The 24,557-nt window shown below is 45.6% G+C and carries 21 protein-coding genes; 6 read left to right on the top strand and 15 right to left on the bottom strand.

All coding sequences use genetic code 11. From position 1 onward, the window contains the following. The first annotated feature begins 131 nt into the window (after nucleotides 1–131). The 4 genes from rsuA to DXX93_RS13535 all read left to right on the top strand — a co-directional run bounded on the left by rsuA (nucleotide 132) and on the right by DXX93_RS13535 (nucleotide 3,914). Nucleotides 132–824, top strand: a complete 693-nt coding sequence (gene rsuA / locus DXX93_RS13550; protein WP_116008560.1) for a 16S rRNA pseudouridine(516) synthase RsuA — start codon at nucleotides 132–134, stop codon at nucleotides 822–824. 290 nt (nucleotides 825–1,114) lie between these two features. After that, entirely contained in the window at nucleotides 1,115–1,819 is a 705-nt protein-coding gene (gene lepB, locus DXX93_RS13545) for a signal peptidase I (RefSeq protein WP_116008559.1), read from the top strand. Between the two features lie 189 nt (nucleotides 1,820–2,008). After that, complete coding sequence (locus DXX93_RS13540) at nucleotides 2,009–3,355, top strand: M20 metallopeptidase family protein (RefSeq protein ID WP_116009966.1); 1,347 nt, start codon at nucleotides 2,009–2,011, stop codon at nucleotides 3,353–3,355. Between the two features lie 34 nt (nucleotides 3,356–3,389). Then, on the top strand, nucleotides 3,390–3,914 hold the full coding sequence (locus tag DXX93_RS13535) for a DUF1569 domain-containing protein (protein ID WP_116008558.1): 525 nt from the start codon (nucleotides 3,390–3,392) through the stop codon (nucleotides 3,912–3,914). Between the two features lie 407 nt (nucleotides 3,915–4,321). On the opposite strand, the gene DXX93_RS13530 is transcribed toward DXX93_RS13535, so the two are convergent. From DXX93_RS13530 to mfd, 3 genes are all read right to left on the bottom strand, one after another. Continuing rightward, the gene (locus DXX93_RS13530; RefSeq protein ID WP_116009965.1) at nucleotides 4,322–4,612 is read right to left on the bottom strand and encodes a DUF1244 domain-containing protein; all 291 of its coding nucleotides are present in this window, start codon (nucleotides 4,610–4,612) and stop codon (nucleotides 4,322–4,324) included. A 40-nt stretch (nucleotides 4,613–4,652) separates the two neighbouring features. Continuing rightward, nucleotides 4,653–6,254, bottom strand: a complete 1,602-nt coding sequence (locus DXX93_RS13525) for a CsiV family protein (protein ID WP_116008557.1) — start codon at nucleotides 6,252–6,254, stop codon at nucleotides 4,653–4,655. Nucleotides 6,255–6,371: 117 nt separating this feature from the next. Further along, nucleotides 6,372–9,914: a transcription-repair coupling factor gene (mfd, locus tag DXX93_RS13520; RefSeq protein WP_116008556.1), complete on the bottom strand. Its 3,543-nt coding sequence runs from the start codon at nucleotides 9,912–9,914 to the stop codon at nucleotides 6,372–6,374. Nucleotides 9,915–10,109: 195 nt separating this feature from the next. Here mfd and DXX93_RS13515 point away from each other — a divergent pair, with 195 nt between their 5' ends. Then, nucleotides 10,110–10,721, top strand: a complete 612-nt coding sequence (locus DXX93_RS13515; protein ID WP_309545397.1) for a DJ-1/PfpI family protein — start codon at nucleotides 10,110–10,112, stop codon at nucleotides 10,719–10,721. Nucleotides 10,722–10,726: 5 nt separating this feature from the next. On the opposite strand, the gene DXX93_RS13510 is transcribed toward DXX93_RS13515, so the two are convergent. The 5 genes from DXX93_RS13510 to DXX93_RS13490 form a co-directional block, all read right to left on the bottom strand. Beyond that, nucleotides 10,727–11,692, bottom strand: a complete 966-nt coding sequence (locus DXX93_RS13510) for an enoyl-CoA hydratase/isomerase family protein (protein ID WP_116008555.1) — start codon at nucleotides 11,690–11,692, stop codon at nucleotides 10,727–10,729. 70 nt (nucleotides 11,693–11,762) lie between these two features. After that, on the bottom strand, nucleotides 11,763–12,269 hold the full coding sequence (locus DXX93_RS13505; RefSeq protein WP_116008554.1) for a PaaI family thioesterase: 507 nt from the start codon (nucleotides 12,267–12,269) through the stop codon (nucleotides 11,763–11,765). A gap of 218 nt (nucleotides 12,270–12,487) precedes the next feature. Continuing rightward, a complete protein-coding gene (locus tag DXX93_RS13500; protein WP_116008553.1) occupies nucleotides 12,488–14,632 on the bottom strand; it encodes a TonB-dependent receptor in 2,145 nt (714 codons plus the stop codon). A 385-nt stretch (nucleotides 14,633–15,017) separates the two neighbouring features. Continuing rightward, nucleotides 15,018–15,146 (bottom strand): DUF3012 domain-containing protein, encoded by a 129-nt coding sequence (locus tag DXX93_RS13495; RefSeq protein WP_374188947.1) that lies wholly within the window; start codon nucleotides 15,144–15,146, stop codon nucleotides 15,018–15,020. Between the two features lie 160 nt (nucleotides 15,147–15,306). Next, a complete protein-coding gene (locus DXX93_RS13490) occupies nucleotides 15,307–15,603 on the bottom strand; it encodes a 5-carboxymethyl-2-hydroxymuconate Delta-isomerase (protein WP_220347572.1) in 297 nt (98 codons plus the stop codon). 154 nt (nucleotides 15,604–15,757) lie between these two features. Here DXX93_RS13490 and DXX93_RS13485 point away from each other — a divergent pair, with 154 nt between their 5' ends. Next, a complete protein-coding gene (locus DXX93_RS13485) occupies nucleotides 15,758–16,183 on the top strand; it encodes a DUF4124 domain-containing protein (RefSeq protein WP_181902226.1) in 426 nt (141 codons plus the stop codon). A 115-nt stretch (nucleotides 16,184–16,298) separates the two neighbouring features. Here DXX93_RS13485 and trpA read toward each other — a convergent pair whose 3' ends face one another. From trpA to aroF, 7 genes are read right to left on the bottom strand one after another with little or no spacing between them, the layout of a single operon-like run. Continuing rightward, nucleotides 16,299–17,147 (bottom strand): tryptophan synthase subunit alpha, encoded by an 849-nt coding sequence (trpA, locus tag DXX93_RS13480; protein ID WP_116008550.1) that lies wholly within the window; start codon nucleotides 17,145–17,147, stop codon nucleotides 16,299–16,301. Beyond that, nucleotides 17,147–18,391, bottom strand: a complete 1,245-nt coding sequence (trpB, locus tag DXX93_RS13475) for a tryptophan synthase subunit beta (RefSeq protein WP_116008549.1) — start codon at nucleotides 18,389–18,391, stop codon at nucleotides 17,147–17,149. Before trpB ends, trpA begins: the two co-directional genes overlap by 1 nt. Before the next feature lies 1 nt (nucleotide 18,392). Continuing rightward, a complete protein-coding gene (gene trpCF / locus DXX93_RS13470; protein WP_116008548.1) occupies nucleotides 18,393–19,784 on the bottom strand; it encodes a bifunctional indole-3-glycerol-phosphate synthase TrpC/phosphoribosylanthranilate isomerase TrpF in 1,392 nt (463 codons plus the stop codon). Beyond that, nucleotides 19,784–20,830 (bottom strand): anthranilate phosphoribosyltransferase, encoded by a 1,047-nt coding sequence (gene trpD / locus DXX93_RS13465; protein WP_116008547.1) that lies wholly within the window; start codon nucleotides 20,828–20,830, stop codon nucleotides 19,784–19,786. Before trpD ends, trpCF begins: the two co-directional genes overlap by 1 nt. Before the next feature lie 18 nt (nucleotides 20,831–20,848). After that, on the bottom strand, nucleotides 20,849–21,526 hold the full coding sequence (locus DXX93_RS13460) for an aminodeoxychorismate/anthranilate synthase component II (RefSeq protein WP_441351380.1): 678 nt from the start codon (nucleotides 21,524–21,526) through the stop codon (nucleotides 20,849–20,851). Between the two features lie 38 nt (nucleotides 21,527–21,564). Further along, the gene (locus DXX93_RS13455; RefSeq protein ID WP_116008545.1) at nucleotides 21,565–23,178 is read right to left on the bottom strand and encodes an anthranilate synthase component 1; all 1,614 of its coding nucleotides are present in this window, start codon (nucleotides 23,176–23,178) and stop codon (nucleotides 21,565–21,567) included. A gap of 27 nt (nucleotides 23,179–23,205) precedes the next feature. Then, the gene (gene aroF / locus DXX93_RS13450; protein ID WP_116008544.1) at nucleotides 23,206–24,225 is read right to left on the bottom strand and encodes a 3-deoxy-7-phosphoheptulonate synthase; all 1,020 of its coding nucleotides are present in this window, start codon (nucleotides 24,223–24,225) and stop codon (nucleotides 23,206–23,208) included. Nucleotides 24,226–24,557 lie beyond the last annotated feature (332 nt).

The following is a 24,557-nucleotide window of genomic DNA, read 5'->3' as shown; positions in this document are numbered from 1 at the left end:
ATGTAAAAAATATTAGACACTCTTAATTTAGGTACAGAACTGATGTGTGTCAAATATTTTTAACATGGTGTCGGTAAATCTTGTCACGTATACTACGCCTATTGCTAGACTGGTAAACAAAGATTGTGTCCATGAGAATTGATAAATATATCTGTAAAAGCACGGAATTAACCCGTAATGAAGCGAAGAAGCTGCTAAAAGGTGGCGAAGTGCGGGTTGATGGTGAAGTGATAAAAAATGGCGTCTTTAAAGTTGTCGATGGCGCTGAGGTGACGATTGAAGGTGAACAGCTAAACCTGATTGGTCAGCGTTATATTATGATGAATAAGCCGCAAGATACGATTTGTTCAAACGTAGATGAAGTTCACCCATCGTTGCTGCATTTTCTCGAAATTGATCGCGCGTTTGAACTGCATATTGCTGGCCGTTTAGATGCCGATACCACGGGCTTAGTGCTAATCACCGACGATGGCAAATGGTCTCACAATATTATCTCGCCAAAGAAACAGTGTGAAAAAACCTATCGCGTTTGGCTAGCTGAGCCAGTTACCGATGAGGTTGCGGAAAAATTTGCAGCAGGTATTCAGTTACGCGGTGAAAATCAGCTCACTCTGCCAGCCAAACTTGAAGTGATTGATGAACGAGAAGTCTTGCTCACCATAGTCGAAGGCAAATACCACCAGGTTAAGCGCATGTTTGCCGCCGTTGGTAATCATGTCGAAGCCCTTCACCGAGAGAGCATTGGCGACATTGTCTTGGATGATGACTTGATGCTAGGTGAGTGGCGTTATTTAACTGAGCAAGAAGTTGCCTTGTTTCGCTAAAGCGAATTACCCTGTGTAACTGTCTAATGGTAATGACCTGAGCGTATCGATTGAAATGTGCATATCTAATTTATTCATTTAGCGAACAATTTCACCACCAAGTGTTACAAAATATGAATTCGCTGAACTTCTATCAGCGGCTTGAGTCCTAAGCTAAGTGTTGCAGGGCTGCTCGCTTGGCTTTTGAGTGACTCCTTGATTGCATTGATAGCGAGCTTAACCCCGTTTCTAGCGGCAACCTGCGATACAAAAAGCTACTTATAAAAACGCAGTGATAAAAAGGACAAATAATGACTCGTAAACTTGGTAACTTCTTCAAGGTATGGTTAAAAGAAAATCGCGCATTTGTGGTATTTATTGCGCTAATGTGCGTGTTTCGCAGTGCTGTAGCAGATTGGAATGATGTACCTACAGGCTCAATGAAGCCAACAATCGTCGAAGGTGATCGCATTTTTATTAACAAAATGGCTTACGATCTGCGCGTACCATTTACCCATATTTCACTGATGAAAACAGGCGAGCCTGCTTATGGCGACATTGTCATTTTTGATTCCAAAGCGGCAGACGAACGCTTGGTAAAACGTGTTATTGGTTTGCCCGGTGATACCGTAGCAATGCAAGACAATCTTGTGTTTATCAATGGTCACGCGTCTAGCTATCAGCGTGTTGAGAGTCCAGAGAACGTTGTGGGCGTAAACGATTATATCGAACAAGTCGCTTCACCTAGCGAGCCAAACAACAAGAAGTATGTGGTGCGTACTAGTCAACATAAGCAACCTTTCGACAGTTTTAATACGGTGACTGTGCCCAAAGATCACTATTTAGTGCTTGGTGATAATCGCGATAATAGTGCCGATTCGCGCTTTATTGGTTTTGTGCCGCGTGAAGAAATTGTCGGCAAAAGCCAGCACGTTGCTTTCTCACTCAATTACGATAACTACTATCTACCAAGGTTAGACAGGTTATTTAAAGCCCTCGACTCAACGCAAAGCTAAGTTGGTACGTTTAAGCCAGCTTTTCATTCCATCGCCATAAACAAGGCAAAGTCGTAAAAACCGACTTTGCCTGCTTCGCCTATTTAGCGCTGTTGCCGCTATTATCCATGCTCGTATTAGCATCTCGCTTGAATGTTATGAATTAAATTTTTACTATTTGAGGTCAATTTACCTCCAATGGTTAGTGCCATGAAATTCAAATTTTTATCAAGCGCTACGACATGTTTTGTTTTGGCTAGCGCTTGTGTTGCGAGTGCTGTGTTTGCCAATGACATTACAGCTGATTTATCCAACCAAATTGTGGAAGATTACGACTACATGAATGCCTTGTATCGACATCTTCATCAATACCCTGAACTCTCCAAAAAAGAACACAAAACCAGCCAGCGACTTGCAGAAGAACTTGAGAAAATTGGCTATACAGTAACGCGTGGTCTTGGTGGCACTGGTCTGGTTGCGATATTAGAGAATGGCGATGGCCCAACGCTCATGTTAAGAGCAGATATGGATGCCTTACCCGTTGCGGAGCAAACGTCACTACCATACGCCAGCCAAGTTAAAACCCTTGATGATGCAGGTAACACAGTATCTGTGATGCACGCATGTGGTCACGATATACACATGACGGTGGTGCTTGGCACAGCAAGGCAAATGGCTGCGAACAAAGCAACATGGCAAGGGCGTTTGATGTTGGTGCTACAACCTGCCGAGGAAATTGGTTATGGCGCCAAAGCCATGCTAAGTGATGGCTTATTTACCAAGTTTCCGACACCAGACTACAACTTGACCATGCATGTTTCAGCTGACTTGCCCGCAGGCACTATTGGTTATGTGAAAGGTTATGCCATGGCGAATGTTGATTCGGTCGATATTCGCGTAAAAGGTCAAGGTGGGCATGGCGCATATCCGCATAAAACCAAAGATCCTGTGGTGATCGCCGCAGGTATTATTATGCAGCTACAAACCATTGTCAGCCGCGAAATTTCGCCGCTTGAATCGTCAGTGATCACCGTAGGCTCGATTCACGGCGGCACCAAACACAATATTATTGGTAACGCCGTAGACTTGCAGCTAACCGTGCGCTCATACTCTGATAGTTCACGTGATTATTTGCTTAAACGCATCAAAGAAATTAGCGAAGGCGTTGCCATGACTGCTGGGCTTAGCGACGACTTGCTGCCTGTGGTTAAAGTGAAAAACGAATACACGCCAGCCGTATACAATCAGCCAGAATACACCCAAGGTGTGGTAACCCAGTTAAAGTCAGCCATCGGTGATGAACAAATTATTGAAGTACCGCCAGTGATGGCCGGTGAAGACTTTTCTCGTTACGGCCGCACCGCAGATAAAATACCAAGTGCATTGTTGTGGTTAGGGGCAGTTAACACGGCTAAATATCAACAGGCAAAGCAACAAGCTACTAGCCTGCCATCACTGCATTCGCCCAAGTTTGCCCCCGACCCTGAGCCGACCATTAAAACCGGTATCAAAGGCATGACCAGTGCCGCTCTAATGTTACTGGCGAAAGCAAATTAGCGAAGCATTTGATACCGACAATGAGTGAATGTAGATGAATAGACGACAGTTTTTAGTGGGCGCTGTCGCTGGCGCCGCAAGTATGGGAATTGGCAGTTACGCTTTACTTGCGACTAAGGTGGATAAGTCTCAATTAACCATTGATGCAGCATTGCAACAAATTGCTGTGCTAAAGGAAAGTCATATCAAAGTGACGGGGACTTGGAGTTGGCCACAAATTCTTAATCACTGCGCGCAGAGTATTGAGCTCTCAATGCACGGCTACCCAGCGCATAAATCTGCGCTTTTTAAGCAGTCGGTTGGTCGCTTGGCATTCTCTGTGTTTAGTCAACGGGGGGAGATGGTACACAATTTAAGTGAACCTATTCCCGGGGCCGGTTTGTTATTAAAAGATGCCGACTTAAACCAAGCCTACCAGCGAATAGAGACGGCATTGCACATCTTTAAACACTACCCAGGGGCGCTCGCTGAGCATTTTGCTTATGGGAAACTAAGCAAAGCCGAGTATGAACAGGCGCATGTAATGCACATCTATAATCATATGAGCACAATCGTATAAATGAAGTGCCTGTCGCTATAATACCAATTGAAATAACTACTTAATCATTCAGCGAGAATTAAAAGGCTTAGAGGCAAGGCATTGATTGCAGAGAATGGTCGTTCCCCTTTTTTGCATGGAAAGCAAAATCAATAACGCCGCATATGAGCCTTTTAAACTCGCCCTTTGGGAGCGTGTCAGCGCTGCGATAATTGCGCCAAATTTATTGGATGTAGAATAACTATATCAGCATAAATTTGGCTTATTCTCCCACCGCTGACAACGCTCTGAATTGATCAATTAATTAATTCAATTGGTATAAATCTGGCTATTTGATAAGCGCTATAAAAAAAGGCATTTACGATAAGTAAATGCCTTTCGATAGTTTTTCTTGGTGTGACTGGTTAACGCCAGTGCCAAAGTGTTAGCTATTTCTTGGGGTTTAATTCGTTAAACTTAGCCAGCTGCTCTGGTGTTGCAGGTGTTTGGTGTTTTTCTTTCCACTCGCTGTAAGGCATGCCATAAACACTTTCACGGGCGGTATCAATATCCACTTCCACACCTAACTTTTCGGCTTCTGCCACCGTCCACTTAGAAAAGCAGTTGCGACAAAAGCCAGCTAGGTTCATTAATTCAATATTTTGCACGTCTTTACGGCTATCTAAATGTGCTAACAAGCGGCGAAATACCGCCGCTTGAATTTCAATTTCTTTATCCATGGTATTACTCATTCTTTTGTTTGTATCTAATGAATTATCTTTATTCTGTCTCTAGCCTAGTTTCTGGTAAAGGTGGCTTATAGCGACGAATTTGCAACACCATCCCCATATACGGGTGATCGAAGTAGTGTACTTCTTTACTGATCACGCGTTTATTCTGGCTAAATGGGATGAGCTTAAAGGTAAATGCGTTTTGCGATACCTCACTGGCATCTTGATACTTTTCCGCTTTTTCTTCGCCAGAGTAGGGCACCGCAACATTAAAATCTGCGGTGATATGCAGGTAGTGGTTTAGGTGTAATCTAAACAAACCATCCAGTAACCAATCTTGATTTGGCGGAGCGGGCGCTGCTAGCGCTTTTGCTTCTGCGGTATCAGCTCTATTGCGATCAATACCCACTGCTGTGATATGCGGCTTGTTGAGCTCAGCAAGTACCGATTCTAAACTAAAGTTTTGTGTGTCAAGTTGCTGATAAATATTGGCTAAACGCTCTGCTTGCTCAGGGTTTTTAGCGCTATCGCTTGTCAGGGCGTCCGAAATATCTGTTTGACCCGTTAGGTACTCCTCACCTAATATTTCTCGCTTATATTCCGCTATTGCCTTGGCAGACAATTGGCTTTGATGGTCTGCCTGCGCTTGTCGGTATTGCTCGCGGTAATGCTCACCGGCGAAAATTCTTATCGCAGGCTCCAGTGATGGCTTTTTACGGTTGGTTAACGGCTGCCGCCAGCCAAGGTGCAGCAATGGCTTAAAGTTTTTACTGCGTCTCAGTTGCAGGCTAATGTCTTTAAGCTTTAATGAGTCAGCATCAATCAGATAGGGGGAATTGCTGTAGACAAACTCATTACCGTCAACGCGGCCAGTAAAATTCTCTATTGGAATAGGAATCGGGGCGTTGTTGTTGTTAAATTCGCTTAGCGCATGGTAATCGCTAATGGTACTTGCTTGGTTTGTCGCAATTGGCTGGCATAACGTGTCTTGTGACGTGCTGACTTGCTGATAGGCAAATGCGAGTTCAGGTGTTGCAAAGGTTTGCTCAGCAGCTGCGACTAGTGCTAGTTCTTGCTCAGTAAGAGGGATCGCCTCAACGACTTCTGGTTCTATAAGAAACTCACCATCCTGCGCGCTCTGAACAGTAACATCTGCTGTTTCTTTATATTCACTAAGTTGCTCGTCTGTGTTTGAGAGCTGTGCAGTAGATGCCTGTGTTTCAGGCATTAATGAAGCTGAGCCTTGCTGTAAGTCCAAGGTGTCAATTTGCGTAAATTGCTCAATTTCGGCCAACGACTTTGCTTGATGCAGCTCAGGTAAATTAACACTGGCTTGCCAGCTGGGCGCATATTCACGTGTTTCACAGCTAGGTAATTGCAATTTAAGCGCTGATGTATCGGGTTGCAGGTAAGGGGTAAGCAAGTCGATAACTTGTCGATACCTTGGCAGTGACGCTTCGCCTGAGAAATTCTCATTGAGCTGGGTTTTGTCGCCTAGCTGGCTAAATAAAATCACCTCAACTTCAAACCAGCGCTTATCAACTTTTTGTGCAGCCAAGCTTGGCGCACTCAGTGGCAGGGCTGCCATAGGGATAAATGCACAGCTGGCTTTAATTATTCTTGTTAATCGCGCTAGTTTTTTATTCAGCATACTACTTGGCTAACCACAGGGGTGTTACAAACACAGGTAATTGAATTGTCGGCAAAGTTATTGTTCCGTTACTTATGTAAAAGCTTTTACGTCAAAGCGTTATCATAACAGAGCTTACTAGTGCTTGGTAAGCTCTGCTAACACATTGTTTACTAAACCAAAGCGCTGAGCTGCATCCTCAGTGGCTTTAACAATCTTCAGCTTATTTGCCCCTTCCATTTTGAATACCTTAGGTTGTTGCTGAATTAGCCCAATAATTTTCATGGGGTCGACTTGCGTGTTATCACTAAACTCAAATGAGCCCGAGCCAGCGCCAACTTCAATGCGCGAAATCCCCAAGCCCTGTGCTTTTTGCTTTAACTTAGCGATATGAACAAGGTTTTTGGTAGCTTGTGGCAATAGGCCAAAGCGATCGATAAGCTCAACTTGAATTTCGTCTAGCTCGGTTTTGTCTTTACAGCTGGCGATACGCTTGTACAAGCTCAGGCGCAGGCTGACATCGAATATATAATCTTCTGGTAGCAGGGCAGGAATACGCAAATCAACTTCGGTTTGTTTTGCGGTAATATTTTCCAGTGATGGCTCTTTACCAGCTTTTAGTGCGGCAACCGCTTCATCAAGCATTTCCATATAAAGGCTAAAACCCACTTGGCTCATTTGACCGCTTTGATCTTCTCCCAATAGTTCACCGGCGCCGCGAATTTCCAAATCATGGGTAGCTAAGGTAAAGCCAGCGCCTAAATCTTCTAATGAAGCAATGGCTTCAAGGCGCTTTTTCGCATCTTTGGTCATGCGTTTTTCATGTGGCGTGAGCAAGTAAGCATAAGCTTGATGGTGTGAGCGACCAACACGACCACGCAGCTGATGCAGCTGAGCAAGGCCAAGGTTGTCGGCTCTGTCCATCATAATGGTGTTAGCGCTTGGCACGTCAATACCGGTTTCGATAATGGTGGTACACACTAACACGTTAAAACGTTGGTGGTAGAAATCGCTCATAATGCGCTCTAGGTCGCGCTCACGCATTTGACCGTGAGCGGTAACCACTTTGGCTTCCGGCACCAGCGCTTCAATATCGCGGGCGGTTTTCTCAATGGTTTCCACATTATTGTGTAGGAAGTAGACCTGACCACCACGTAAGATTTCACGTAAAATTGACTCGCGAATTAACGCATCTTCACGCTGACGAACAAAGGTTTTCACCGCCAAGCGTTTTGCTGGCGGGGTAGCGATGATGGATAAGTCGCGCATACCGCCCATTGCCATATTCAAGGTACGCGGAATTGGTGTTGCGGTCAGGGTCAGAATATCAATATCGCTGCGTAGGCGCTTAATTTGCTCTTTTTGCTTAACGCCAAATCTGTGCTCTTCGTCAACAATTAGCAAGCCTAAATCTTTATATTTAATGGTGTTTTGCAGTAGCTTATGGGTGCCAATTAGAATGTCAATTTGGCCGCTTTCTACCTTTTCAATGACGGCGTTTTGCTCTTTGGCGGTTTTAAAGCGCGATAACACTTCAATGGTGACTGGCCAGTTAGCAAAGCGATCACGGAAGTTTTCATAGTGCTGCTGGGCTAATAGGGTAGTTGGTACTAACATTGCCACTTGCTTGCCATCGTTAACGGCAACAAAGGCGGCACGCATCGCCACTTCGGTTTTACCAAAGCCAACGTCACCACATACCAAGCGATCCATGGGTTTGTGATCTAGCATATCACCGACCACGGCATGAATCGCTTGCTCTTGATCGATGGTTTCTTCAAAGCCAAAACTGGCGGCAAAGGCCAAGTAATCTTCTTTATTGCGCTTAAACTGATAGCCTTGCTTGCTGGCGCGTTTGGCGTAAACGTCCAGCAGCTCTGCCGCAACATCTTTTACTTTTTCGGCGGCTTTGCGCTTGGCTTTGCTCCACGTATCGTTGCCCAGTTTATGCAGCGGAGCTTGCTCTGGATCGTTACCTGAATAGCGGCTAATTAAGTGTAATGACGCAACAGGCACATAGAGCTTGGCATCGTTGGCATAGCTCAGGGTTAAAAACTCAGTAGTTAAACCGCCTGTATCGATGGTTTGCAGACCAAGATAGCGACCGATACCGTGGTCGATATGCACCACAGGCTGGCCGGGGCTGAGTTCCGCCAAGTTTTTAAAGATAGCATCGGCTTGATTATCTTGCGCTTTGGCGCGGCGACGGGTTTGTTTAACGCGATCACCCAGTAATTCCGTTTCGGTAATCACCGCAATCGCCTGCTTGTTGCCTTCCTCGTCTAACGTGAAGAAAAAGCCATTGGTGAGTGTGTTAACGGTAATGGCGGTTGTAGCATCAGCTTCGATAAACTCGTCAAGCGAATCAACACTCGCGGGCTTTATCTCATGGCGCTTTAACAGTTCAAGAACACTTTCACGGCGGCCTTGCGATTCGGCAACAAATAAAATACGCGCTTTTTTATGTGCGGCAATAAAGGCATCTAAGGCAGCAAATGGTGTTTTTTGTTGATGATCAATCGCTAACTCTGGCAGCGCTTCACAGTTAAACAAATGCTGTGATGGCTTTTTGCGAGGTGGTCTTGGCGATGAAATCGTGATGCGATCAAAGGGTTTTAACGCGCTAAATAACTCTTCTACCGATAAAAACAGCTGTGCGGGTGGCAGCAGTGGGCGTGTTGGGTCGTAACGTCTGTCGTCGTAACGGTATTCAATATCATGCCAATACTGGCCAAGTGCTTGTTCAATATCACCCATCACAAACGGCAGGGTATTTTGCGGTAGATAATCGAACAGCGTATTGGTTTGCTCGAAAAACAGTGGTAAATAATACTCAATACCCGCTGGCATAATGCCATTACTGACTTGATGATAAACCGACTCTTTATCTATGGTGCTTTTAAAGTTTTCGCGATACTGGCTTCTAAATAAATTAATGCCGTCTTGGTCGGTTGGAAACTCATGGGCGGGCAATAAGTTAATTTTGTAAATCTTGTCACTAGAGCGCTGAGTGTCTGGATCAAACAGGCGAATTTCTTCTATTTCATCATCAAAAAAGTCTAAGCGAAACGGTTGGTTACTGCCCATCGGGAACAAATCTAAAATCGCGCCACGCGCAGAAAACTCACCGTGCTCCATGACTTGGTCAACATGGCGATAACCACTCGCTTCTAAATCCCGTTTTAGCTCAGGTAAGTCTTTACGGTCGCCTTTTTTCACCAGCAGCACATTGGCATCAAGATAGGCTTTCGGCGCTAACCGTTGCACTAAGGTAGTTACCGGCACAATAACAATGCCATGCTCCATACGTGATAAATCGTACAATGTTGCTAAACGCTGAGAAATAATATCCTGATGCGGTGAAAAGCTGTCGTAAGGCAAGGTTTCCCAGTCGGGAAATAGGCAAATACTGAGTTCGTTTTGGTGGTCTAAACTCAGTAATTCATGCTCAAGTCGAATCGCACTTGGGGTGTCGTGAGTAATGATTAAAAACGGTTGCTGGCTGCCTTTTTCCGTATTTTTTGCTGCATTCTGAGCCGCGTTCTTTGCAGCATTCTTTGCCGCATAGTAAAGCGCCACGCTGGCACTAGAACCCGGTAGGTTAACCCATTCTTTTTTATCAATTTTGCTACTTGAACTTTCGGTAAGTGACGGGGTCAGCAGACTAGTAAAATTACTCATGAAACCTGTTATAGTGGATTGTCGAATTGGTGGAAAATTTTGAAGCGCTAGTGTAACACGCAGCTCACTATTCTCAACTAGCGTACTTAGTTATGTTTTGGCTACGTTGAAGCTACGTTAAGACAAAAGACAAGGATTACATTGAAGGCGCTTAGTTTATGAAACAAATTAGGTTTTTGGGAAGGGAGTAAGTCAATGGCGATAAATGTCGGTATTTATATTTATGATAATGCAGAAGTACTGGATTTTACTGGCCCGTTTGAAGTCTTTACCACAGCGGAGCGCATTAGCGATACACCAGTGTTTAATACGTTCTTGATTAGTGAACAGGGAGGTTTGGTGACGGCTCGTGCGGGTTATCAAGTAATAAGTCAATACAGTATCGATAATCATCCTAAGCTAGAGATGCTGATTGTCGTCGGCGGTGTGCACAGCGACGAAATGCAAAAGCAAAATGTGATTGATTGGATTGCACACCAACATAAGCTAGTAAAGTTCACCGCCTCGGTCTGCACAGGTGCTTTTTTACTGGCGCAAGCTAAGGTAATAACGGACCATCAAGTAACGACCCATTGGCAGGATATCGCGGAACTACGCGAGTTATTTCCTAAACTTAGCGTGCAAGAAAATGTTCGCTGGGTTGAGCAAGGTAATATTCTTACCTCAGCTGGTATTTCTGCAGGGATTGATATGAGTTTTCGACTAATTGAACTTGCCCTGCAAAGCACAAATTATGAATTTGACGGAATTGAGTTGGCAGAACGTACCGCTCGGCAGATGGAGTTTGAACCGACAAAGACACCATAGGTTAGTTACTCCTTGTTAATATCGCTAACTTCTTGATGGTCAAACGCCACATTTATTGTCTGCCCTTGAGCTACGCTAGCTCGCTGGCGTTGATAGGCCGTTGTTGCTTGTTTTGTGCTGGCGGTATCAACAAAAGCAACTTCATCTTGTGCAAGTGCTTGGCTAAAGCTTTGGTCATGTCCTTGGTGAATACCTTGCTTGATATAACGAAGCGATAACGGTGATTTTTTTGCCAGTTTCGCGGCAAGTTGCCCACTGGCCTCGGCTAATTCAGCCTCGTCCACTGCTTGATAGATAAGCCCTAATTGTTTGGCTTCATCAGCGGTTAAACGTTTTCCTAGCATACTTAATTCAATTGCTTTGGCTTCACCAACTAGCCTTTTGAGGCTATGCATACCACCTGAGCCGGGCATTAAGCCGATAAGTGATTCAATCTGGCCAAGATAGTAATCGCCTTTTGCCATTACGCGAAAATCACAGGCCATCGCCAGCTCCATACCAAAGCCTTGTGCATTGCCTCCAATCGAGGCGATTACTGGTTTTTGACTATTTCTTACCTGTTGTAAAAAACGATTCACCCGCGCATAAGCCAGTGTGGTTTCAATAAAGTTATGTTTTGCAGCGCGGTTGATAACATTTCGCACAGCGGCAAAGCGATCAAGGCGCACGATGGCTTTTGACAGTGCCATGACGAGACGAACGGATATTGGGAACAAGCGGCCGGTTAGTGCTTTGATTTTTATCACTTGCTGCATATGTTGATTGATTTCATCCAGCGAGTAATGCGTAATAAAATAGCCGGGCGTTGAGTTCGTCAACATGACCACGCGCACTTGCGGGTTGCGCGCTAGTTTCGAGAAAGCTGCTTGAATGGTCTCTAGCAGCTCAAGAGTCATAAAGTGGTGCTCTGGGCTGGTAAAAGCAATGGTCGCAATATGATTAGCGATATGGGTGTGAACTTGAATACTCATGATACTCGTTAGGAAATATAGTTTTGCTTATGTTGCAATTTAGCTTATGAAGTTAGACGGCAGCAGTGAGTTATCTGATGATTTTGCAGGTGCAAGAAGCGTATGCATAGAGCTTCCCTTCGTCATCCACTAACTTGCCTTCTGACACGCCCAGAGATTTTGACATATTGATCACCTGACTTTCAGCATAAAGGGTTTTACCCACTGGGATAGGGCGCATCATTTTGACGTTAATGTCGATAGTGCCATAACCTTCCCCCGGCTTGAGCATAGTATGAACCGCACAGCCCGTGGCCGAATCAAGCGCAGTGCAGGCAAAGCCGCCATGTACGCCGCCCATCGGATTTAAATGCTGTGCTGATGCCGTTGCTTGAAATTTCGCATAGCCTTCGCGCACTTCAACTAAATAAACGCCCATCGTATCGGCAATGCTGGGTGGTGGCACTTGCTGGTCAATTAAAGCGGTAAGCAGCTCTAAACCACTAAGTGTACGTGGGTCAACGGCTTGTTCGTGTTCTGCCCTATTTTTAGTGATAGATTTTTCAGCTAAAGAAGTGTCAATTGTGTTGTTTGCCATGTGCTAAGCCCATTGTTTTCGTTGTTATTTTTTAGACAAGAAAACTTAGCTTAAATCAGTTGAGTGATTTGGCAAGGGTTTTGTTTGTGGGGGGCTGTAGGTAGAGGTTTGGGAGTGGTTAAGTCACTGGCTTGAAAGCTGTATTGAAAAATTAATTAGCTCAGCAGCACTAAAGGATCAAGTTCAGGCTGAGCTAATCGGTGAAGTAGTTAAATCAGTTAAAACGAGTAACGCGCCTCTAGCCAAGCGCTAACCCCTTCGCCCGGTACTCGTTGACCCGCCGGAATATCACTTCCTTGCACTCGGTTATAACCACTTAAATGGCTGCGATAGTCTTTATCGAGTAAGTTATCAATGCCCGCTTTGATCGTCAGTGACGTGCTAACAAAATACTGAGCGTCTAGGTTAACCAAGCCATAGCCTGAGCTGGCTTGCTCCAAGTTAGTCTTAGACACCTTATTTTGGCTGGCAACCGCGACCAATGTCAGGTTAGTGGTAAAGTCATTGCCTTGGTAACTGACCGTCATCTGGCCATTGAACGGTGCAATGCGATAAAGCTCGTCATCAATATCACGGCGCTCGCCTCGCACATAGCTGGCAATACCTGATATTTGCCAATGTTCGCTCAACTTGTATTGCCAATTCACATCCAGGCCATAAAGCTCGGCATCCACATTGGCAAATTGGAGTGGGTTGGCATCGCCTGCCATCATCTGTGCCACCATACGCGCGGCCATTTCACTCATTGGTAATGGCGTGCCTTGAATATAGTCATCAATACGTTGATAAAAAATATGTGGGCTAATAGAGAGTTGTTGATCAAGGTAGTTAACGCCTAAATCTAGCTGATAGGCTTGCTCTGAATTTAGATTGATATTGCCAATATACGTGCGGCCATCCGCTAAGCCTGCGGTTGCTTCCATTGGCAGCCATAAGTAGCGTTCTTGATATGATGGTGCGCGAGTCTTCATGCCAACACCTGCTGAAAGCGATAAGTTTTCAGTGAGCCGTGTTTCGCTATTAATCGCTAGGTCGATATCGGTTTCACTGACACTGCGATCGGCACTGTTAAAGCGATTTAACAGCATGGCTGGCATTGGCATAGCAGCCATAGACGTTGAGACATTACCTGCGTCAGCTTCAGCGCGTTTTAGGCGCAGGCCATAGCTAACTTCACTATTGGCAAGCTTCGTTACTAATTCGGCGAATATGCCATAACGATTATCTTCCACTTGGTTAAAGTTATTGACAAAGAACATGACATTGTTGGGATTCGTAATAAATGAATCGTGCTCGGCAAAATAGCCATCAATACCTAAGGTGAGATCGCCAAAACTAAAGGTTTGCTCGGCACTAAACTTAACGTCAATCGTTTCAGATTCGGCGTGATTGCGGCGATGGCGCATTGGGTTGTTGTTTTGTCTCAGCAGGAAGTTGGTCATTTTGTGATCGGCATCTAAATAACCCAGCTGCCAGTTTAGTTGCCAATTGGCTAAGCTAAAGCCGCCATCCAGGCTAACGCGATGACTAAAAATATATTCAATATCCATCGGCAGGGCGGGCGTGCCAGAATCTTGCGTATCTAAGTAGTGATAGGTGAGGCCAATGTTCTCTTCACCATTATCAAAGCGAAAATCACCACCAAACTGGCGTTTTTGAAATTCAGTGGGGCTAATGTCTTTGCCATCACCGGTTTCCATATCATCGGCTTGCTGCACATTGGCAAATAACATGGCGCCCAATTCGCCACGGCCAAGGTTAATAACACCTGCGCCCGTTTCCGCTTCATTGTTACTGCGAAAACCTAGCTGTAAATCGCCAGTTATGTCGAGCTGTTGCTGTTGGCTAATCTCGGCTTTACGCATGTTTACTTGTACTGCGCCGCCAAGGGTATCAAGTGCGGCAGAGACAGGTGCAACGCCACGGTAAACGGTCAGCGCATCAACAATTAACGGGGTTGAGTAACTCAGCGGCGTATCCATGGCGTTAGGGCCTGCACCTATGATCGGGTGACCGTCAATCGTGGTGGCAACGCGATCACCAAATAAGCCGCGATATTGGGCAATACCCGTAACTGGACCATTGCGATTGATATTGGCACCGGGCACGGAAGCTAGCCAGTTCGCTAAATCAGGTACGCTGGTGCTGCCTTTCGCTATCGCTGAATGCTCCTCTAAGCCATGGCGTTGATGACTGATGGTGATCACTTCTAATGCGTCAATGTTTTCGATGCTGTCGTCCGCCTGTATGGAAAACGCTGTTGATGCCATAGCAATGCCGGTAATAGCTGTGCCAATAGCTTGAGTAATTTTGTTATACGGTTGGTCGGTGAAGGTTCGAGATTTGTAGTTAATAGATAACATAGTGCAACAAGCCTAGTTCATGTAATGTCGAAATAGATTGCCGCTATTGTCGGAGGCTAAAAAGCTGTTAGCAAAGGAAAAATCATAAATGCGACAATATGTCGCAGCCTTGTAATTTGTGATTGTTTTTTCCTGACAAGCTGAGCAATTTTCTTTGTTTTAGCGCAAGAAAAATTAAATTAAGGTGAGTTAAATGGCAGGTTTTAGTGGAGCTAATAGATGCTATCAAAGCTGATAGCGGTGAAGAGGATAAAAGATTAAGCTCCATTAAGTGTTGAGCTTTAATCACCAACAGCGCTTTTAACAAAGAGCTACTGTTGGTGCGAGTTGTTGCTGGTGCAATGTATGTGCAACTTGAGTAAGTCTTACTTTACTCAAATGTACATTAGTTAAACACACAGTGTTTGGCGTAATCTTTTGCTTCAGTGGCCGTCCAATCGCCTTTCGGTTTTTCGCTCATTTGTTTACACCATTTTTCACTGCCAACTTCAGGCGCACAGGCCGAGACAAACATGGTGAGCAAAGCAACGCCAATTAGTTTTTTATAAGCAGTATTTTTATTGTTATTCATCCGTTTTTCCTTATTGTATTTTAAGTTATGTTTTTCGTAATGTCGCCAAGTCGTTAAAGCATAGCTCTGTTGCAATAACTTGCTTTTTCAAAATCACTGACATTCATGGCGATATTGTTGATGCTGGGCAATAGCTCACATAATCGTTTGACGATTCTGTTGAAAGCGTCGCTTTTTGCTTGTCGCTACGGCCTTGCATAATACTAGCGAAAACATGAACAAAGTCATCTTTTTCACTGCCACCCACTAGGTAGGTCTGGTAAGCATGGGTTCTCACCTTTATGTCACCTAGCGTAAATAACTCACTAGCGGCGGCAACTTCGTAAATAGCCTGATTTAACTCAGCTTCCTCAACAAGTTCAGTGATGTTTTCAGAGCATTCAATCACAAAATGCGGCATAGATACTCCTTAATTTTTATCATTCTAAATTAACATTAAAATGGACTTGTGCAAGCGTTACACTGGCTTTGATACCTTGCTCGTTTAAGCCTAGTTGGTTTATCGAAAAGTTCGGGCTATACTGAGCAAAATGGTGAATAACAAGGAGCAAGCTTTGGCTAACCGTTTATTAGTGTTAATGTTTTTGACACTTTCAACAAGCGTTGCAGCATTTCAATCTGCCGAAGTTTATCACTGGGTGGATAAAGACGGCAACGTGCATTATTCCGATATGCCAAACAATCCCAATGCTAAATTGATCTTTGTTCAGCCAGGTATCACATCAAAAGCCGATACGGCTCAACTTCCCGAACAAGTAGCAGATAACAGTGCTGCTGTTTCCGATCAAGACCTAGCACAAGCTCAAGATCAATTGGCGTTCAGAGAAGCCCCTAATAGTGCAGAATCTTGCCGAGATTTGCGGGTCGAAATGAGCCAGCGAGCGCGTGACTTAAATGCCGGGAATCCTGAGAAGGCCAGACAGGCTAGGATTTTTCTCACTTTGGCTGAGCAATTACTGGAAAACGGCAACTGTCAGTAAAAACAATGCGTTAAACTTATTAAAAAGAGGGCAATAAAGCCCTCTTTTTTCGTTGTAAAACAGCGCACTTATGATTTCTTCGCTGCTTACCTATTCGCTTAAACGAATTAGCCGCTTACTTTGTCGCGGCCTTCATCGCAGAGACAAAGCTGGTTAGCTCAGCTAACATCTTGTCTTCATCATTGAGGTTTTGCTCGATAATTTTCACCGTTGCAGAGCCACTAATCGCACCTTTTGCGCCTGATTTAATGGCTGCGGCCACTTGCTCAGGTGCTGAAATACCAAATCCCAGTACCGGTGGTGGCGCGTTAAACTCGGTTAAGCTGTTAATCAGGTTATCCGCTGGCATCGTTGCTTTAGTTTCAGCGCCTGTTACGCCTGCACGGCCAAGCACATAAGTGTAGCCTTGGCTAAAGGCGGCCACTTCTTTTAATGTTGCTTGCGTTGCGTTTGGCGGCGCAATAAAGATTGGCGCAATGCCATTGTCGCGAGCGGCTTTTCTAAATGGTGCACTTTCGCGAATTGGCACATCGGCAATCAAAATGGAATCGACGCCCGCATCGCTCATTTCTTCGTAAAAACGAGCAATACCGCGCGAGAACACTAAGTTACCGTAGAGCAATAAACCAATTGGCACTTGCGGTGCGTAGGCGCGAATTTCTTTTAAAATATCAATGCAATCGTCAGTGGTGACACCTGCGGCAAGGGCGCGAATACCTGCCATTTGAATAACCACGCCGTCAGCACTTGGGTCTGAAAATGGAATGCCCAGCTCTAGCGCATCCGCACCAGCGTCGATAAGTGCTTTGATCACGTTAATCGATTGTGCTTTTCCCGGGTCGCCAAGCGTCACGAACGGCACAAATGCCCCTTCATTTTGCTCAGCTAAGCGATCGAACATCTGCTGGTAGCGGTCTTGTCCCGCTTTATTTCCCGGTTGAGAGTTAATACCTGCTTGAGTCATTACGCTACTCCTCCTTGAGCGGTTTCTGGCGATAAAATCGTGTGAACGTGCGCTAAGTCTTTATCGCCTCGGCCTGAAAGGTTCACTAGGAAAATCGTTTCTTCGGTCACTTGCTCAGCCATTTTTAAGGCTTGGCCAAGCGCATGAGAAGATTCAAGCGCAGGAATAATACCTTCATTGCGCGCTAACGCTTGGAAGGCTTCCAATGCTTCATCGTCGTTAATGGCAACGTACTCAGCGCGGCCAGTATCTTTTAAGAAAGCGTGCTGTGGGCCAACACCTGGGTAGTCAAGACCCGCAGAAACCGAGTAAGACTCTTCAATTTGACCATCAGGGTTTTGCATTATGTAGGTGTAGTTGCCATGCAACATACCTTTAGTTCCGGCAGTCAACGTAGCACCATGGTGCTGGGTTTCAACGCCTTTGCCGCCTGCTTCAACACCAATAAGCTTAACGCCTTCTTCTCTAATGAAGTCGTTAAACATACCAATGGCGTTCGAGCCACCACCAACACAAGCAATTACGTAATCCGGCAAACGGCCTTCTTGTGCTAACAATTGCGCTTTGGCTTCTTCACCAATCATTTTCTGGAATTCACGCACAATGGTTGGGAATGGGTGAGGGCCAGCCGCTGTACCTAAAAGGTAGTGAGCATCTTCATAACTTGCAGACCAGTCGCGCAGTGCTTCGTTACACGCATCTTTTAGCGTGCCGCTGCCAGCGGTTACTGGAATCACTTCCGCGCCCATTAAACGCATACGGAATACGTTGGGTTGTTGGCGTTCACAGTCTTTCGCGCCCATGTAAACGCGACATTTTAAGCCCAGCAGTGAACAAGCGATTGCTGAAGCCACGCCGTGTTGGCCTGCACCGGTTTCCGCGATGATCTCAGTTTTCCCCATGCGTTTTGCCAGCAGTGCTTGGCCTAACACTTGGTTCGTTTTATGGGCACCGCCGTGCAATAAGTCTTCGCGCTTTAAGTAGACTTTCGCTAATGGGTTTTTCACCAAGTTACGACATAGCGTTAACGGCGTTGGGCGACCAGCGTACTCTTGTAGCAGTGAGTTAAACTCGTTAAGAAAGTCTTCGTCTTTTTGTGAGTCGATAAATGCCTGCTCTAGCTGCTCAAGGGCAGGGACTAAAAGTTCGCTGACATACATGCCACCGAAGTCACCAAAGTAGGGTGACAGGCGCTTTGCCGCGGTATCTGTAGACTCTATGTTCGTAGAAACTGTGTCTGTCATGTTAGTAATTCCTAATTTCAGCAAAAACCTGATTAATTTTTGCTGGTGATTTTTTACCTGGGCTGGTTTCAACACCTGAGTTGATATCTAACCCTTTTAATTGCTGTTCGTTCGTTACCTTGATGGCGTCGCGAATGTTGTCAACGCCAATACCACCGGCCAATAAACAAGTTGATAAGGCTTGTTCGGTGTCAGCTAACGCTTGCCATGGAAATGGCTGACCTGAGCCGGGCGATTTGCCATCTAATACCCAGCCGTTAACGTCTAAATCAAGCGATGGCACTTGCTCGGTAACTGCTTTGGCTTTCCATACTTGGCAGCCCGCAGGCAATAGTGGTGATAGTGATTCAATGTAGTCAGCTGACTCATTGCCATGCAGTTGTACAGCGCTAAGCCCTAATGTACTGGCAAACTCAGCGACCTGCTGAGCTTCTGCATCAACAAATACGCCGACATAATCTAAGCCAGATTCGGCTTTTACAATTTGCTCTGCTTGCGCAAGCGTGACATAGCGCGGCGATTTTTCTGCGAAAATTAACCCACCGTATAAACCACCAGCTTGTTTGACCGCCGTTGCTGTTGCTGCGTCGGTTAAGCCACAGACTTTGTGTTGGCCGAAAATTAACTGACGACAGGCTTTATCAACATCGTCTTGCGCCATGATTGAACTGCCAACTAAAAAGCCATCTACCGCTGGTGCCAAATAGCGAACTTCTTCGTTGGTGTAGATACCGGATTCAGAGATCACTAACTTACCGTCTGGAATTTGTGGCGCGAATTCAAACGTACGTTCGATATCCGTTGAAAGATCCCGTAAGTTACGGTTATTTATGCCAATTAACTTGGCATCTAGCGCTAATGCGCGGTCCAATTCATCTTGGTTTGAAACTTCGGTGAGGATCGCTAAGTTGTACTTTTGTGCAACCTCAGCCAGCTCGCGATACTCATTATCGTCTAACACGCTCAGCATTAATAAAATGGCATCGGCACCATAGTGACGTGCCAAGTAAACTTGGTAGGTGTCGATAAAGAAGTCTTTATTCAGCACTGGCGCTTTTACTTTTGCGGTCACTTGCTGCAGATACTCAAATGTCCCTTGGAAGTATTTTTCGTCAGTTAATACCGAAATACCCGCTGCGTAGTTATCGTAAATGGTCGCAATTGCTTCAACATCAAAGTCAGGGCGAATTAAGCCTTTTGACGGTGAGGCTTTCTTACATTCGAGAATAAAGCCCGCTTGTGGCTCGCTTAAACGATCGTACAGGCTTTTTTCCGTTGGCACTAAATCATTGATAAAGCTTTCCAGTGGCAGCGATTTTTTCAACGCTTCTACCACCAATTCTTTATCTTCAACGATTTTTGCTAATACATTTTTTGTAGGTGAAGAACCCATTAGCTTGGTACTCCGTCTTTATTTGGCTCTTTATTAGAAATGTCCACCAGCGCGGCTAAGGTCTTCGCTGCTTGGCCCGAAAGTAACATATCTTCCGCTAATGAAGCGGCGCCTGCTAAGGTTTCCGCTTTGCCGTGCAGATAGAGCACGGCGGCAGCATTAATGATCACTGCGGCATTGTGCGCTGGCTGGCCTTTACCTGCTAATATGGCTTGAATTGCCTCAGCATTTTCTTGCGGTGTGCCGCCTTTAATATCTTCCAAGGTATATTCTTGCAGGCCGAAATCTTCTGGGGTGATGGTTTTCGTGACTTGCTCGCTCTTTTCACCATCATGTGTAATTTCAATAACTTGGGTTGAACCATGCAGGGCAATTTCATCTAAACCACTGCCATGGACTACCCAGCCACGCTTAACGCCGGTAAGGGCTAGCGCATCGGCCATGATAGGCAACAAGTCTGGTGTATAAACGCCTAGTAACATAGTGCTTGGCGTAGCTGGGTTTACCAGTGGCCCTAAAATATTGAACAGGGTACGTACCCCCATGGCTTTACGCACGGGCGCGGCATGTTTAAAGCCCGGATGATACGCAGGCGCATACAAGAAACACAAGTTTGCCTCGCGTAGGCACTGCGCGGCGGTTTCTGGTGACATGGTTAAGTTCACGCCAAGCGCTTCAAGTAAATCTGCCGAGCCAGACATTGATGACACACTACGGTTACCGTGTTTTGCCATTTTAATACCGCACGCTGCCGCTAGAATAGCGGCTGTGGTCGAAATGTTAATGGTATTCGCGCCATCACCACCCGTACCCACACAGTCAGTCACTGCAAAATCTAACGCAGGAAAGGCGGTAGCGTTATTTCTTACTGCCAGTGCGGCTCCGGCAATTTCAGCAGGTGTTTCACCTTTGATTTTTAATGCGGTTAGCACACAAGCAAGCAGCTCTGGTGCCACTTCACCTTGAATCATTTGCTCGAAAAAATCCTGCGCCTGTGCTTGGTTAAGGGCTTCTTGGTCGATTAATGTATTAAGAACAGTTGACATAATTTGCTTATTCCTTGCTTATTTATTGCTATTAGCGGCTGATTGACTAGCGTCCGAAACCCCGCTTTCTGACGACGAAAACAGGGTAAATACGCGCTCAATGGCTTGTGCTAATAAGTTGCTACCATAGGTGGTTAGCACAGATTCAGGGTGAAACTGAAAACCGACGACGGCATCATCGCTGTGTTCAATCGCCATCACCAAACTTTGATTCGGCTCTTCTGTCGTCGCGGTAACCGTTAGATTGTCCGGCATCGAGGTGGCCACCAATGAATGGTAACGGGCGACAGGTAATGGATTATTAATCCCCGCAAACGCACCTTCACCATTGTGATGAACTGGCGATGATTTACCGTGCACGATATTGGGTGCACGGCCAACAGTACCACCATAGTGTTCAATTAAGGCTTGGTGTCCTAAACAAATGCCAAGAATTGGGTATTTGCCTGCAGCCTTGCTGATCAGCTCCATTAAGCAGCCAGCTTGATGCGGTGCTCCCGGTCCCGGCGATAAAACTAACATCACATCACCGGAAAGGGCTTCTAGCTGCGACATAACAAAATCAGCAGATAAGGTGTTGCGAAATACCTTTGGCTCAAAACCTAATTGATAGAATTCATCCACGAGGTTGTAAGTGAAAGAGTCGAGATTATCGAGCATTACGATATGTCGAGCAGGGCTATTTGAATTGGTCATTTTGTCTGTCATTGTACCTATCATTGTACTACTCAAAATCAAGCTCCTACTGCGTCTACTTCAGCCAAAATCTCAGCCGCTTTAATGGCGTTAATCACAGCTTGTGCTTTTTGGCGTGTTTCATTGGCTTCCGCTTGTGGGTCTGAATCGTACACCACACCAGCGCCAGCTTGTACATGAGCTAAGCCGTTTTCAACAAAGGCAGAGCGAATCACAATACAAGTATCCATTTCACCTTCGCCTGTGATGTAGCCCACCGCGCCGCCGTAACTGCCACGGCGTTTGCCTTCAAATTTGCGAATAAGCTCGGTTGCTTTCACTTTTGGCGCGCCAGATAGCGTGCCCATATTCATACACGCTTGATAAGCGTGCAGGGCGTCTAATTCTGGCTTTAATTGGCCACAAACACGTGATACTAGGTGCATAACATGCGAGTAGCGATCAACTTTTAACAGCTCAGCGACGTAGCGTGAGCCGGGCGAAGCGACACGGGCAATGTCGTTGCGGGCTAAGTCTACTAGCATAATATGCTCGGCCATTTCTTTTTGATCTTGGCGCAGCTCTAATTCAATGCGGCTGTCTAAATCAAGCGACAAGCTACCATCTGCGTTAAAACCTCGTGGGCGCGTACCAGCGATAGGGTATAGCTCTACTTGGTTATTGCTGGTTTGATATTTTAATGCTGATTCTGGTGAAGCGCCAAACATGGCAAAGTCTTTGTCTTGCAAGAAGAACATGTATGGGCTTGGGTTCGATGCTTTAAGTTTCTTATAAGCAACAATCGGTTGTTCGCACGGCAAGGTAAAGGTGCGTGACGGCACTACTTGGAAAATATCACCGGCGCGCACGTGCTCTTTCAGGGCATCAACCGTGTGGCAAAAGGCTTGGTCTGAAATATCAACGCTTACGTCAGTAACTTCTGCATTCGCTTTTTCTTGCAGCGGCTTAGCAACAATCACGCTCGATAGCTGCGCCTTAATTTCTGATAAACGGCGGCTAATTTCAAAGTAGCACTTTTGCTGCTCTGGCCCTGAAAACACATTGCCAATCAGCTCAGTTGAGCGCTTTTCATGGTCAATCACGACAATGGTTTCAGCAAGATAGAATACATAGTCTGGGCAGCTATTGGGGCTGTTATCAACCTCAGGTAATTTTTCTGCCACTGCCATTAAGTCAAACGCGAAACAACCTGCCAGCATCACCGCTAATTCGTGATGTGTCGTGTTATTAATTTGCTTAAACACACGCAGCGCATCAAACGCATTATGGGCTTTTAAGCGAGTTAACTCGTCAAGGTTGCCATCAACAGGCGAAAACTCAATTAAAGTATGTGCTGCTTGTTTGCTCACTTTGGCATACGCCGCCAGTTCATTACTGACAAATTCAATGGCCGATTCACCATTGAGTGATAATGGCTCAAGGGTAACGGTTAAACCGTGGCAAGTAACTTTAGCCGCTGCGTCAGTCACTAACAGGCTTTTTAGCGCATGCTTTTTATCAATTTCAGCAGATTCCAGCAGCACCGTATGTGGCTTGTTGCCAGCATCAATACCACATAATTGCTGGTACACCGCCAGTGGATCCGGTTGATATTCGGCGGCACCTGATAAGGTGTTGACCGCGCCGGGCGTTGCATTGAGGGTAGTTTGCATCGTGTCTCTCAATCAGTAATTTGTATTCTAAGCTGACAAGCTTTTGCCTGCGGCTTGCACAAAGGGCTTAATATCGGCCATTAGCTTGGCAAAATCATCGGCGGTTAATGCTTGAGGTCCGTCAGAAAGCGCTGCTTTCGGATTTAAATGGGCTTCAACGATAATGCCGTCAGCGCCAACTGCTGCCGCAGCACGCGATAAAGGATTAATCAGGGATTTTACGCCAGTGCCATGTGATGGGTCTACTAGAACTGGCAAATGGGTTTTTTCTTTCAACAAGGCAACGGCATTTAAATCAAGGGTATTACGAGTGGCTGTTTCAAAGGTGCGAATACCGCGCTCGCATAAAATCACATTCGGATTACCCGCGTTAATAATGTACTCAGCAGCCAATAGCAATTCTTCAACGGTCGCGCTCATGCCACGCTTCAATAGTACCGGTTTTTGCTCAGCACCAACGGCTTCGAGTAAACGGAAGTTTTGCATATGACGTGCGCCGATTTGGAAGCAATCAATGTAATCTGCCATCAACTTGGCATCACTTGGGTCGATAATTTCTGAAACGGTTGGCAGGCCATAAGCTTGTTTGGCCGCTTTCAACAGCTTTAAGCCCTCTTCGCCCAGCCCTTGGAAGCTGTACGGGCTGGTGCGCGGTTTAAACGCGCCGCCGCGAAGTAGGGGAACGCCGTGGCCTTTGATCATCTCTGCCACGCTAAATAATTGTTGCTCTGATTCCACCGAGCAAGGCCCTGCAATCACGGTAAAATTGCCACCACCAATTTTTACGCCGTCGATGGAAACAATTGAGTCATGAGCTTGCAGTTCACGGCTAACCAGCTTGTATGGGCTAAGGACAGGTTTGACTTCATCCACCATAGGGTAGGCGTCTAAATGAAGTTGGTTAAGAATGCGTTCATCGCCAAGTGCGCCTAATACAGTGCGCTCAATACCCGGCATATATAAAGGTTTTAGCCCAAGTGAGGCTATTTTATCGAGAATTTCGTTGGCGTCCGCTTGGGTTGCTTGCGGCTTTAGTACAATAATCATGGTTTATTTGATCCTATGTGTGATTTCACTTTGAGTTGTCATCCGGCATAAATGGGCTGAAGCCACCAAATAAACCAACTTTTTACTTTGGTTGTTAACATCGTTGTTGTCCTTTGGACGCTGTTTGCGTCTTAGTTTCTTTCTTTCGAATAATTTAGGTTTAAAATTTTTTCTTGCTTAAAAAATAGAAGCTTAAAACGAGAAAACCCGCCAGTAGGCGGGTTTTCGGAATCTTTTCTTGTTACACAGTTTTCACATCATGCACAAAAGCTCACAACCCACCTACGTTGGATTATGCCACCACCAAATTGCTTTTAATGATTGTTGTGCTT

It is taken from the genome of Thalassotalea euphylliae (assembly GCF_003390335.1).
Classification (GTDB): Bacteria; Pseudomonadota; Gammaproteobacteria; order Enterobacterales; family Alteromonadaceae; genus Thalassotalea_F; species Thalassotalea_F euphylliae_B.
The sequence above is the reverse complement of the archived record's forward strand: the minus strand, read 5'-3'. Positions and strand labels throughout refer to the sequence as shown.

Bases quoted from the DNA above. Each gene is read 5' to 3' on its own strand.
- DXX93_RS13540 (WP_116009966.1), top strand. From the start codon at position 2,009: ATGAAATTCAAATTTTTATCAAGCGCTACGACATGTTTTGTTTTGGCT.
- DXX93_RS13525 (WP_116008557.1), bottom strand. From the start codon at position 6,254: ATGCTGAATAAAAAACTAGCGCGATTAACAAGAATAATTAAAGCCAGC.
- DXX93_RS13455 (WP_116008545.1), bottom strand. From the start codon at position 23,178: ATGCAAACTACCCTCAATGCAACGCCCGGCGCGGTCAACACCTTATCA.
- aroF (WP_116008544.1), bottom strand. From the start codon at position 24,225: ATGATTATTGTACTAAAGCCGCAAGCAACCCAAGCGGACGCCAACGAA.
- DXX93_RS13510 (WP_116008555.1), bottom strand. From the start codon at position 11,692: ATGAGTATTCAAGTTCACACCCATATCGCTAATCATATTGCGACCATT.
- DXX93_RS13490 (WP_220347572.1), bottom strand. From the start codon at position 15,603: ATGCCGCATTTTGTGATTGAATGCTCTGAAAACATCACTGAACTTGTT.
- DXX93_RS13460 (WP_441351380.1), bottom strand. From the start codon at position 21,526: ATGACCAATTCAAATAGCCCTGCTCGACATATCGTAATGCTCGATAAT.
- lepB (WP_116008559.1), top strand. From the start codon at position 1,115: ATGACTCGTAAACTTGGTAACTTCTTCAAGGTATGGTTAAAAGAAAAT.
- DXX93_RS13535 (WP_116008558.1), top strand. From the start codon at position 3,390: ATGAATAGACGACAGTTTTTAGTGGGCGCTGTCGCTGGCGCCGCAAGT.
- trpD (WP_116008547.1), bottom strand. From the start codon at position 20,830: ATGTCAACTGTTCTTAATACATTAATCGACCAAGAAGCCCTTAACCAA.
- DXX93_RS13500 (WP_116008553.1), bottom strand. From the start codon at position 14,632: ATGTTATCTATTAACTACAAATCTCGAACCTTCACCGACCAACCGTAT.
- trpB (WP_116008549.1), bottom strand. From the start codon at position 18,391: ATGACAGACACAGTTTCTACGAACATAGAGTCTACAGATACCGCGGCA.
- DXX93_RS13505 (WP_116008554.1), bottom strand. From the start codon at position 12,269: ATGGCAAACAACACAATTGACACTTCTTTAGCTGAAAAATCTATCACT.
- trpCF (WP_116008548.1), bottom strand. From the start codon at position 19,784: ATGGGTTCTTCACCTACAAAAAATGTATTAGCAAAAATCGTTGAAGAT.
- rsuA (WP_116008560.1), top strand. From the start codon at position 132: ATGAGAATTGATAAATATATCTGTAAAAGCACGGAATTAACCCGTAAT.
- trpA (WP_116008550.1), bottom strand. From the start codon at position 17,147: ATGACTCAAGCAGGTATTAACTCTCAACCGGGAAATAAAGCGGGACAA.
- DXX93_RS13530 (WP_116009965.1), bottom strand. From the start codon at position 4,612: ATGGATAAAGAAATTGAAATTCAAGCGGCGGTATTTCGCCGCTTGTTA.
- DXX93_RS13515 (WP_309545397.1), top strand. From the start codon at position 10,110: ATGGCGATAAATGTCGGTATTTATATTTATGATAATGCAGAAGTACTG.
- DXX93_RS13495 (WP_374188947.1), bottom strand. From the start codon at position 15,146: ATGTTTGTCTCGGCCTGTGCGCCTGAAGTTGGCAGTGAAAAATGGTGT.
- mfd (WP_116008556.1), bottom strand. From the start codon at position 9,914: ATGAGTAATTTTACTAGTCTGCTGACCCCGTCACTTACCGAAAGTTCA.